This is a genomic window from Sphingobacterium shayense (assembly GCF_013179575.1).
Classification (GTDB): domain Bacteria; phylum Bacteroidota; class Bacteroidia; order Sphingobacteriales; family Sphingobacteriaceae; genus Sphingobacterium; species Sphingobacterium shayense.
This window is the reverse complement of record NZ_JABMCQ010000019.1, coordinates 1-12,029: the sequence shown is the minus strand read 5'-3', so window position 1 is coordinate 12,029 and position 12,029 is coordinate 1. Positions and strand designations below refer to the sequence as shown.

General features: G+C 42.5%; 7 protein-coding genes. All 7 read left to right on the top strand.

Translation table 11 applies throughout. The features are described 5' to 3' along the window. The first annotated feature begins 5 nt into the window (after positions 1–5). The gene (locus tag HP439_RS04160) at positions 6–1,430 is read left to right on the top strand and encodes a RagB/SusD family nutrient uptake outer membrane protein (RefSeq protein WP_172389090.1); all 1,425 of its coding nucleotides are present in this window, start codon (positions 6–8) and stop codon (positions 1,428–1,430) included. Between the two features lie 331 nt (positions 1,431–1,761). Then, positions 1,762–3,135, top strand: a complete 1,374-nt coding sequence (locus HP439_RS04155) for a glucoamylase family protein (RefSeq protein WP_172389089.1) — start codon at positions 1,762–1,764, stop codon at positions 3,133–3,135. Between the two features lie 71 nt (positions 3,136–3,206). Further along, on the top strand, positions 3,207–5,489 hold the full coding sequence (bglX, locus tag HP439_RS04150; protein WP_172389088.1) for a beta-glucosidase BglX: 2,283 nt from the start codon (positions 3,207–3,209) through the stop codon (positions 5,487–5,489). A 180-nt stretch (positions 5,490–5,669) separates the two neighbouring features. Continuing rightward, positions 5,670–6,194: a YceI family protein gene (locus HP439_RS04145; protein WP_172389087.1), complete on the top strand. Its 525-nt coding sequence runs from the start codon at positions 5,670–5,672 to the stop codon at positions 6,192–6,194. A gap of 490 nt (positions 6,195–6,684) precedes the next feature. Further along, positions 6,685–9,741, top strand: a complete 3,057-nt coding sequence (locus tag HP439_RS04140; RefSeq protein ID WP_172389086.1) for a SusC/RagA family TonB-linked outer membrane protein — start codon at positions 6,685–6,687, stop codon at positions 9,739–9,741. Between the two features lie 10 nt (positions 9,742–9,751). Further along, positions 9,752–11,266 carry a RagB/SusD family nutrient uptake outer membrane protein gene (locus HP439_RS04135; protein WP_172389085.1) on the top strand — a complete coding sequence of 505 codons (1,515 nt, stop codon included), beginning with the start codon at positions 9,752–9,754 and terminating at the stop codon, positions 11,264–11,266. Positions 11,267–11,366: 100 nt separating this feature from the next. Then, positions 11,367–12,029 (top strand): Gfo/Idh/MocA family protein (locus tag HP439_RS04130; RefSeq protein WP_172389084.1); only part of this gene is annotated, 663 nt, incomplete at its 3' end.

Sequence of the window (12,029 nt, the reverse complement as noted above, 5' to 3'; positions counted from 1 at the left end):
CAATCATGAAAAAAAGAAAATTAAATATAGCCCTTTTAACCGCAGCCGGTTTATTGTTTTCCGGATGTGCAGAAGACTTTTTGGACGTTCCTTCACAAGAAATTGTAGAGGCCGAACATAGCGGAGAGAATTATACCCCTGAAGCATTTGTCAACGGTATCTATGGAATGTTTACCGATTGGAATTACGCGTTTTCTTTCCTAGGAATTACGGAGATCATATCCGATAATGCTGATAAAGGATCTTCCCCTACCGACAATGGTGGTGACAAGGACGTTTTAGATAACTTGACTTATACGTCTACAGCGGGGTCCCTTAGTTCGATGTGGGAGCACTGGTACAAATCAATAGGTAGGGCAAGTCAAGCTATTGCATATACCGAAGAATATGGACTTACCGACCAGGCCCTCAAAGATAGACTCATTGCGGAAGCACGTTTCCTTAGAGCACTTAACTACTTCTACTTAGTTCGTGGATGGGGTGACATTCCAATCCAAGATATTGATCTCACCGTCCGCGTACCGCAAACCGAGGTATACGATTATATAGAGGCGGATCTGCAATTCGCAATAGACAATCTACCGCTAAAATCGGCTTATGCTGCCAAAGACCTCGGGCGCGCTACAAAAGGCGCAGCACAAGCCTTGAAAGCAAAAGTACACTTATATCAAGGAGAATGGCAACAGGCCTATGACCTCGCTCAGGCCGTATTAAGCTCAGGTGAATATAGCCTCGAAACAGATTATGCTAAAATATGGCGTTTAGCAGGTGAAAACGGCCCTGAGTCGATCTTCGAATTTCAGGCCCGAGGAGAATCTATCGCCCACGGAATTAATCAATATTCACAGACCCAAGGTCCTCGTGGTGGCTCCGCAAGTATTGGTTGGGGATTCAATACGCCTTCTGCAAACCTATTAAAAGCATTTGAAGAGGAGAAAGATGATATCCGCAAAAACGCTACCATCATTTTCCGCGGTGAGATTATGTTTGACGGTCGAGAAATTGGAAACAGCGAAAATGCGATGTACAATGAAAAAGCATACTCCTCAGCAAATGGTGGAGCAGAAGACACAGATAAAAATCTGCGTTATTTGCGCCTCGCAGAAGTCTTTCTGATCAAGGCAGAGGCAGCCAATGAATTGGGTAACGCAGCTGAAGCAAAAGCAGCACTCAATTCAGTCCGCGCACGCGTAAAACTTCCTAACGTGGCCGCTTCTTCACAAGCAGACATTCGACAGGCGGTTTGGAAAGAAAGGCGTCTTGAACTTGCCTTTGAGCATGATCGTTGGTTCGATTTAATACGCACCAAACAAGCGGACGCTGCTATGACGGCAGCAGGAAAGAAATTTCAAGAGAAACTATATTTATTTCCAGTGCCAAATAATCAATTGATACAAACACCCGATCTGGGACAAAATAACGGTTGGTAAAAAGATTCACAGTTAGGAGGCGATCAATAGATCCTCTCCTACTTTAAAGCTCTCGTAATTATAGAAAATTGGCTTCTAGCTCTAGGCAAATAAAAAGCAACCTTAGAATGCATATACAGACTGGAAAACAGGCTTTAGAAAACTACAGTTCTTAACATGGTCGTACTGTCATCAACCATGTGTCGCTAACAACTACGGTGCAATCAACAAGGGCGCCAGATTATCGACATTGAAAATTACCGCAGTAAATTAATATTAGACCTTGTAATCGCGGGTCCATAGATAAAATAGCTCCTATAAAATTGAGCTTCAGCTCAACAAATCACAAATAATGATAAATCTACGAACGATAACAACAACAATTTTAATAAGCACTAGCTGTTTTATCAGTTGTCAGAACAACAAACAGAATAACATTAATGCCAGTAACACGACACAAGACAGTAGCATCCTATCTGAAGATTCATTGCTAAATAAAATCCAGCAACATACGTTTCAATATTTTTGGGACGGCGCCGAGCCTACCTCCGGCCTTGCCCGTGAACGTATACATTTAGATGGCGTTTATCCAGAGAACGATCAAAACGTCATCACTATTGGGGGTAGTGGCTTTGGGATAATGGGAATCGTTGTGGCGATGGAGCGTGGGTACATTACTAAAGAACAGGGCGTGGAGCGCCTAAGCCACATTATGAACTACCTCGGCAAGATACCAAGGTTTAAGGGCGCATGGTCGCATTGGTATCACGGAGACAAAGGTACCGTTAAAGCATTTAGCGAAAAAGACAATGGTGGAGACATCGTGGAAACTGCTTTTCTAGCGCAGGCTCTACTTGTTGTTCGCGAATATCTTAAAGATGGTAATGAACAAGAAGTACAGCTCGCAAAAAAGACGGATGAATTATGGAAAGGCATCGACTGGAACCATTATACAGATAACAAGAACGTCCTTTTTTGGCATTGGAGTCCCTCTCACAATTTTGGAATGAATCATCCAATACAGGGGTTCGACGAATGTTTAATTTCCTATATTCTTGCCGCATCCTCACCGACATATCCTATCGATGCAGAAGTATATGACCACGGATGGGCAAGAGATGGAAAAATTAAATCCGATGCTGTTAAATTCGATATACCAACGATTGTCAAGCATAACGCCAAACCTGGTGAAGTCGGCCCCCTATTCTGGGCACATTACTCCTTCCTAGGGTTGAATCCAACCGGACTAAAGGACCCGTATGTAGATTATGGTCAGGCGGTAATCAATCACAGCAAAATCAACATCGCTTATGCCGAGAAAAATCCAAATCAGTTTAAAGGATACGGTGCAAAAAAAGGTTGGGGACTTACCGCCTCATACACTATCGATGGGTATAATGCACATCATCCGGACAACGATAAGTCAGTGATAAGCCCCACAGCCGCCTTATCATCGATGCCCTACACACCGGGAGAAAGTCTCGATTTTGCTCGTTACTTATTCAGTAATTTAGGCGATAAAACATGGGGTAAATATGGTTTTTACGATGCTTACAGTGAAACCGAGCAATGGTTTCCTCAACGTTATCTGGCGATCGATCAGGGGCCGATCGTGGTGATGATTGAAAACTATCGGACGGGTTTAATATGGAATCTTTTTATGCAGGCGCCGGAAATACAACATGGATTAAAAAAACTTGGATTTCACAGTCCTCACATAAAATAAATTGGTGGTTAGTGAATTGGCTCAGTTTCTTTTGGACTGGGCCTTTCTAGAAACTGTAGATCGAAAAAATCATGAAAATCATTAAAATACTCTTTTGTAGCTACCTACTAACAAGCCTCAATATTGCCTTCGCCCAACAGGATGAAAAGATGAATAAATATATCGACGATCTCATGGGAAAGATGACAATTGAAGAAAAGATTGGTCAGTTAAACCTGGTTACAGGCGGTGAAGCAACCACAGGCGCCGTCGTCTCTACAGATGTTGAATCTAAAATAAAGTCTGGGAGCATTGGCGGTATATTCAGTATGACCTCCCCTCAGCGCATACGAAAGGCACAAGAATTAGCTATCAATCAGTCTCGCCTTAAAATACCCATCATTTTCGGTATGGACGTTATCCATGGGTACAAAACAATATTCCCCATTCCTCTTGGGCTCGCAGCAACCTGGAACATGCCCCTTATACGGGGGACAGCACGAGTTGCCGCGATCGAGGCGACAGCCGACGGATTAAATTGGACATTTTCTCCCATGGTCGACATCTCCCGCGATGCGCGCTGGGGGCGTATCTCCGAAGGTAGCGGTGAGGACACTTATCTCAGTGCTAGGATTGCAAAAGAGATGGTTATCGGGTACCAAGGTGGCGATTTAAGTAGTAACAACACGTTATTAGCATGTGTAAAACACTTCGCTTTATATGGAGCCGCTGAATCAGGGCGAGATTACCACACCACCGATATGAGCCTACACCGGATGTATAACGAATACCTTCCTCCTTATAAAGCAGCTATCGATGCCGGTGCTTTGTCGGTCATGACATCGTTTAACGATATTAACGGTGTCCCGGCAAGTGCGAATCACTGGTTACTAACCGATTTATTACGAAAAGACTGGAAATTTGACGGTCTAGTGGTCACCGACTATACAGCTATTAACGAACTTTCGGATCATGGCTTAGGTGATCTGCAGCAGGTTTCAACACTAGCGTTGAAAGCAGGAGTTGATATGGACATGGTAGGTGAAGGTTTTCTTTCCACTTTAAAAAAATCACTCGACGAAGGTAAAGTAAATCTCGAAGATATTGACCGAGCGTGCCGCAATGTATTAGTAATCAAATATAAACTTGGTTTATTTGATGATCCATTTAGATATTGCGACCCCGAGCGACAGAGAAAAAACACGCTTACCGACGAACATCTTTCTCTCGCGAGAGAAGCCGCCGCCGAATCCTTTGTTCTCTTAAAAAATGAAAACCAAACACTCCCTCTTAAAAAGCAAGGCACAGTAGCTGTCGTTGGACCGCTTGCAAACACGGGCGCCAATATGCCCGGAACCTGGAGTGTGAGCGCTGACCTAGAAAACACAGCCTCATTAGTAGAAGGTATGAAGCAGGCCTTAGGCAACAGCGTGAAAATTATTACGCATCTAGGTGCCAACTTAACCGATGATGCGGCTTTACAGGAACGTGCTACCATGTTTGGGAGAACCATCCCCCGGGATAACCGGACGCCTGAAGCGATTATTGCTGAGGCTATCCAATCCACCAAGCAGGCTGATGTTATTGTGGCCGCTCTCGGGGAAAGTTCCGAAATGAGTGGCGAGAGCTCTAGTCGGACGGATCTAAATATCCCCTCCTCCCAACGTAAGCTGTTAGAAGCGTTGCTAGAAACCGGAAAACCAGTCGTCCTCGTTCTTTTCACCGGTAGACCGCTTACATTAGCCTGGGAAAATCAGCATGTCCCTGCCATATTAAACGTATGGTTCGGCGGCACTCAAACAGGAAAAGCTGTCGCTGACGTACTATTTGGAGACGTAAATCCTTCGGGAAAACTACCGGCTACTTTTGCGCAGAATGTCGGACAATTACCACTATACTATAGTCAAAAAAATACTGGGCGCCCGCTCGCCGAAGGAGCGTGGTTTCAAAAATTCCGTTCGAACTATCTTGACGTAAGTAATGAGCCCCTTTACCCTTTTGGTTACGGACTTAGCTACACAACTTTTGATTATTCAGATCTTACTATAAGTAAAACAAGCATTACAAAAGAGGATTCATTGACCGCTTCGGTAAAAGTAACTAACACTGGAAATTACGATGGACAGGAAATTGTGCAACTCTATATCCGCGATCTGGTTGCATCACAAACCCGTCCTATTAAAGAGTTAAAGGGTTTTGATAAAATCACATTGAAAAAAGGAGAATCCGAAACGATTTCGTTCGTCATTTCACCGGACGATCTAAAATTCTATAATCAACAGCTTGAATTGATAACTGAACCCGGTGTATTTAAAATACTCATCGGTCCAAATTCCCGAGATACTCAGGAAATCGAATTTACACTGACAGATTAAAAGATCACTGTCGCGAAAAACTCCACATCTTTTTTAGCCGAACAGGCATAAACTTGAAAAAAAAGGTTTAAAGGACGATATTCATTGTCCTTTTTTAATTTCTTAACCTACATCAATGCACTAGCTTTTTTCATACCGTATTTTTGTGGTATCAAAATTTAAAACTAAAAGAAAGAAAATATGGCAACGTGGAATTTAGACAAAGCGCATAGCGAGATCGAATTTAAAGTAAAACACATGATGATTTCAAATGTCAAAGGACTATTTGAAGATTTCGATGTGATCCTTGAAAGTAGCTCAGATGATATCTCACAAGGAAAAGTAAGCGTAGAAATTAAAGCGGGATCAATCAACACTAAAAATGAGCAAAGGGATCAACATTTGAAGAGTGAAGATTTTTTCAATGTTGAGGTCTACCCTACCATTAAATTCACGACTACGGAGATTAAAAAAATTGACGGAGATGAATACGAACTTATCGGCGATCTAACAATAAAAGATATTACTAAGCCAACCACGTTCAACGCTGAATTCGGCGGTATTGCTAAAGATCCATGGGGAAACCAGAAAACGGGCTATACGGTAACCGGCAAAATCAACCGTCAAGAGTTCGGTTTAACTTGGAATGCTGCTTTAGAGACCGGTGGGGTGATGGTTAGTGAAGACGTCAAATTTCAAGCGGACGTACAGTTTGTTATAGTTTAATATATATTTCTCCATTTTTATATAGGTAGGTCACTTTTTGTGACCTACCTTTTTTTTGCGGCTCCAATACCGAATAGTGACAAATAATCGCCGTTTTTACATCAGTAAAAGCCTAAAAAGATGAATTCCAATATTATATTTCCTTTTCAGCGATTTTGTAATTAACTTTAGATCAACAACCTGTAAACTAAAAGAATCTACTTAAACCAGTCTCCCTTTGAAAAGACACGTAGATAACTACCCAAAAACGAAAATCGTCTATCCAATTCACTTCGGGTATAGCTACCCCTATTTAACTTTCATAAACTTAAAAAAGAAAGGAGGTTTTCACCCGTAGAACACCTAAACCCATACAGAAGCTAATAGTGATTTCATCAATCATTTGACCTTCGTGTTAAAACGAAGCCCTAAACAACTATATCTAACCCAAAATAGATAACCGATGTACAAATTGAACTTAAACAAGCTCCGATTAGAGCAAAAAACCTTTATGAGCCGAAAGCGCGACTTACTTTTAATTGCATTTTCTGGATGTATTGCTCTCAATCCTGTTCAGTCCGCTGCGACAGGAAAATCATTAGTATCAACAAAGCGAACTATGCTCACTAGCGCATCCCCCCATCGATTGATTAACACCCTTACGACGTTGCATTTACAGCAAACCTCCGTAAAAGGGAGAGTAGTCGATCAACAAAACAATCCTGTCGCTGGCGTCTCGGTGATTTTTAAAGGCACTACATCGGGTACGTCCACGGACAACAACGGTAACTACACGCTCCCCGTCCCTTCATCGGCTGGAACGGTAGTGTTTTCAGTACTTGGCTACAATGAACAAGAGGTACAATTCACCGGACAACCGGAAATAAATACTGTTCTAACTGAACTGGTTGATAACTTAGACGAAGTTGTCGTTGTAGGCTATTCCAGTCAAAAAGTACGTTATCTTTCCAGCTCCGTAACCAATATATCCGAGGCGAAACTAAAAGATGTTACGGCCAATGATCTTCCGAGCATGTTGCAGGGAAAGGCTCCTGGTGTTGTAGTTTCCACACCTTCTGGCAACCCGACCAGTACACCAAATATCCTAGTTCGGGGTGCCGGAACCATCTCCGCCAGTACCGCCCCTCTTATCGTAGTAGATGGGAACATAGGTGGTTCGTATAATCCGGCCGACGTCGAACAAGTTTCTATATTAAAGGATGTTGCAGCTACGGGACTTTACGGATCAAGAGCTGCGAATGGCGTTATTATTGTCACCACAAAAACAGGAAAACCTGGTAGAACAAAAGTCAATTTTAACAACTCCTTTGGATTTGGAAACGCCACAACGGGAAACTTTAAGCTTATGAATTCCCAACAACTTTACGATTTCCAAACGACATTCTACGACCGCGATCCGGAATTACTTAAAACCAATACGAACTGGTGGGATGAAGCATTTGGGACGGGTTACATTAACAGTCATAATCTAGCTATCTCTGGAGGGAGTGAAAACGTCCAATTTTATTCATCTGGTGTATTTTATAGAGAGGAAGGAACACTGAAAGGGACAGGGAATAAAGGATATAATTTCCGAACGAACCTTAACGCCCAAGTAAGCGAACGCCTCAAGGCCACAGTAAATATTAATGGCGCACTAAGAAAGAATGACCAAGAGAACAGCAATACAATGTACGACGCATATACCAATTTACCATTTGACCCCGCATACGATCAAGAAGGAAACCCGATCGATGGACGGTTTTATGACGGTTGGACTGGTAGGGAAAAGGAGAATTTTTTGCATTCACTCCAATACAACTACAACAGAGACGAGAACTGGGCCGTCACAGGAGATCTAAATTTGGATTATACCCTATCGAGTAAAATAACGCTATCGAGTTACAACAGAACGGAATTAAATAACGGTAGCTATGCGCGTTACTATGATCGGCGCACCAAGCAAGGTGGGGCAAATATCGGCGAATTATACAACGGGACTTCCGAGTCAAAAAGGTTTCTAACCTCCAATAGAGTGCGCTATGCCGAAAACTTCGGCCTACACAATTTAGTGTTGCTCGGTGTCGCAGAGGTAGAAACTACAACCTCTCAATATTCAGACATTTCAGGAAAAGGACTTCCCGCAGGAAAAGATGTCATGTCCGTGGCCACTGGCATATTACAAAACCCAGAAGGAGCGCGCGATCAAGTCGGTTACCGAAAATATCTAGCACAAGCAGATTATAATTTCAATGACCGTTATTTTTTAATTGGATCGTTCGTTAATGAATTTTCATCCAAGTTTGGTCGCAACAATCCAACGGCAAATTTCTTCCAACTTGGGGGGTCATGGATTTTAAGCAATGAAGATTTCTTGAAATCCAATAGCTTGATATCATTTGCAAAAATTAGGGGAAGCTACGGTACAGTTGGAAATGCTGACGGAATATCGAATTACGCAGCGATGGGTCTTTATAGTATTACACAAGATGCCAGTTATTCTGGTCTTCCCGGTGCAGCTCCATTTCAAAAAGGAAACCCAAACTTAACCTGGGAAAAAATTAGGTCGGCCAATCTGGGTTTGGATTTGACACTTTGGAATCGACTTTCACTAACGGTTGATATTTATGAAAAAGAAGCGAGTGAATTGCTCTATCGGAAACCACTAGCAGCAACCACGGGATACAGTTACGTCTGGGTCAATGCCGGATCGGTAAGAAACCGCGGTGTAGAGTTTAATGTGACTTCCCAGAATTTTAACAACGAAAATTTTACTTGGGAAACGAGCTTAAACATGGCATTCAATCGTAATAAAGTGATAGAACTTAGCGATGGCGCAACTATATTTAATCCAGGTTCGCGTCAACCCATTGCCGTGGGCCATGACATCGATGCATACAACCTTCCTATTTGGGCAGGCGTTGATCCTGCAAATGGGGATCCTTTATGGGAAAAAATCACGATAGACGATCAAGGTAATCAAACCAAAACAAAGACCAATTCTTATAGTGAGGCCGCTGCCAGTGACTCTCGTCAATTTTCAGGAACTTCAGGAGCTCCTAAATTCACAGGGGGGTTAAGTAACTCATTAACATATAAAGAGTTTACTTTGTCAGCATTTTTCAATTTCGTTTATGGTAACCATGTCTACAATGAAACAAGGGTTTATTTTGATAACGACGGTTTATACGAAGCGTTTAATTCTATGGTCCTCCCCGATGGATGGAACCGATGGGAAAAGGAAGGCGATCAAGCGACGCATCCCAAACCAATCGTTGGTGGAAATAAAGAATCCAACCAGTCTTCTTCACGCTACTTGGAAGACGGAAGCTATCTCCGCCTAAGAAATGTTCGCTTGGGTTACAACCTTCCTAATACATTGACGGAGAAATGGGGAGTAGAAAAAATCAATCTATTCTTGAGTGCTGACAACCTATGGACGTTAACGAACTTTTCCGGTCCGGATCCTGAAGTTTCTCTAAGTCAAGTCGATTTAAGCTCTGGCGTATCTAGTTTTAAATACCCCATCAGCAGAAAATTTCTTTTTGGAATCAATTTAACACTTTAAATATCAGAAAATGAAACGTACATATTTATACATCCAACTGGGTATTTTTTCGCTCGCGCTGGGCAATGCCTCGTGTGAAAAATACTACGAACCAACACAATATATAGAGGAAGAAACGGCCCTTGGCAATGAAGCGGATGTAGGGACAGCAACAATTGGAACCTACGCCTTGCTCAAAGATGCAGCATACGTGCGCAGTGGACATTTCTTAATGGAATATCCAGGCGATGCCGTTGCACAGGGACAATCTTCAGGCGATGACCTGACTCGTGCGTACCGCTATAACCACATCAATACTTCAGATCACTGTCAAAACTTTTGGTCTCAGGCTTATAAAGTAATAGCGGGGGCAAACAAAATTATTGAATTTGTACCCGATGATGCCGCCGAAGGATTGTTACAACTCAAAGGGGAAAACCTTTACCTCAGAGCTATGATGCATTTTAATTTGGTTCGAGTTTTTGGTAGACCTTACCCACAAGCTAACGGGGAAAATCTAGGTGTTCCTATTCTAAAGGAAGGATTATCAGACGATCAGGTTGCCAACATTGCGCGCAGTTCCGTTAAAGAGGTCTATGCCTCGGTAATAGAAGATCTCCTTCGCGCTGCAGACATGATGAATCAGGAAAAAAGTAATTCCTTTGCGTCTAAAGAAGTGGCTTATGCCCTGCTTTCTAGAGTATACCTATACCAACAAGACAACGAAAATGCTATTAAATATGCGAATTTGGTGATTAGCTCCAATCGATATTCGTTGCTAGAAGGCAACGAGTACACGGGGTATTTTAGAAGCACACCAGAAAATAATCGCGAAACAATATTTGGAATCAAACACACCAAGGTTGAGGATCGCGGGACCAGCGCTATTGGCTCCATGTATTTTAGTGGCGACGTATCTGGAAACCCGCTCGGTCAAGGGGTTAGCGGTTGGGCAGAGATATACGCCTCGGTTAAATATTACAATTTCCTTCAAGAATATAAAAATGATTTACGAAACTCCTTCGTTACGCCGTTTATTCAGGATGGAAAACTACAGTTCAATCAAAAATTAACACCGGTAACTCCAATGTATTACGTTAATAAATACTCTCTTCAGGAAGGGCAGATCAATCTCAGCTCACCGGTGTATATACGACTAGCTGAGATATACCTCATCCGCGCTGAAGCTCAAGCCAAGCTAGGAAACAATAATGCTGCAATCGCGGATATCAACTTACTCAGGCGCCGTGCTGGACTTTCTGGTGCCGACTTAATATCAGAAAGTACGCTCCAGCAGCAGCGAAAATCAGTAATGGATGCTGTACTGGAAGAACGCTTTTTAGAACTTGCATTTGAGGGACATCGCGCCTATGATTTGTATCGTAATGATCGCCCCTTAGAGCGTAACTATCCGGGCACACATTCGTTAAATAATACACCTACTACGGACATCACTCAGAAAATAATGCCCTCTGATAACCGTGTCGTTTTTTATATACCACAAGCAGAAATAGATAGGAATAGTAATCTAGTCCAAAATCCATAGGAAGCAAAATTCACATTATCTCGCTGCTTCCAAAATATAACTCTGAACAACAGTGCATAATAAAAACAATCAATTTATAAACATTTTAATCGATAACAAAATGAATTATTCCAGAAGAAAATTTCTCCGAGTAGCAGGCGTCACCTCTGTAACGGGTATTATTGCCAGCCAAACGGCATTCGCCTCCAGTCCGATCTGGTCCTTAAACAACAAAACACTAAAGATCGGCCTTATCGGATGTGGTGGACGTGGCACCGCAGCAGCACAAGAAGCACTCAATGCTGACCCCAATGTCATATTGTATGCAATGGCGGATGCTTTTGCAGATCAACTGGAGACGTCTCATAAAACGCTGAAGGAAAGCTTAGGCGATAAGGTGCAGGTATCCAAAGAACATATGTTTGTAGGACTCGACGCCTACAAAAAATTGACAGAACTCGATTTGGATGTGATATTATTAGCTGCTCCTCCTGCTTTTCGTCCGGACCATTTAGAGGCTGCCGTGAATGCTGGTCGACATATTTTCTGTGAAAAACCATTTGCAGTCGATGCCCCTGGCCTAAGAAAGGTAATTGCTTCTACCAAACAAGCACAATCTAAAAACCTTGCGCTAGTTGCAGGTTTTTGCTGGCGCTATCATCTGCCGAAGAGAGAGGCCCTCGGTAGGGTATTAAATGGAAACATCGGACAAGTTTTAGCCGCCGAATGTAGTTATAATACCGGAGAATTATGGTATAAAGAGCGACAAACAGGATGGTCGGAT

Bases quoted from the DNA above. Each gene is read 5' to 3' on its own strand.
- bglX (WP_172389088.1), top strand. From the start codon at position 3,207: ATGAAAATCATTAAAATACTCTTTTGTAGCTACCTACTAACAAGCCTC.
- HP439_RS04140 (WP_172389086.1), top strand. From the start codon at position 6,685: ATGAGCCGAAAGCGCGACTTACTTTTAATTGCATTTTCTGGATGTATT.
- HP439_RS04145 (WP_172389087.1), top strand. From the start codon at position 5,670: ATGGCAACGTGGAATTTAGACAAAGCGCATAGCGAGATCGAATTTAAA.
- HP439_RS04155 (WP_172389089.1), top strand. From the start codon at position 1,762: ATGATAAATCTACGAACGATAACAACAACAATTTTAATAAGCACTAGC.
- HP439_RS04160 (WP_172389090.1), top strand. From the start codon at position 6: ATGAAAAAAAGAAAATTAAATATAGCCCTTTTAACCGCAGCCGGTTTA.
- HP439_RS04135 (WP_172389085.1), top strand. From the start codon at position 9,752: ATGAAACGTACATATTTATACATCCAACTGGGTATTTTTTCGCTCGCG.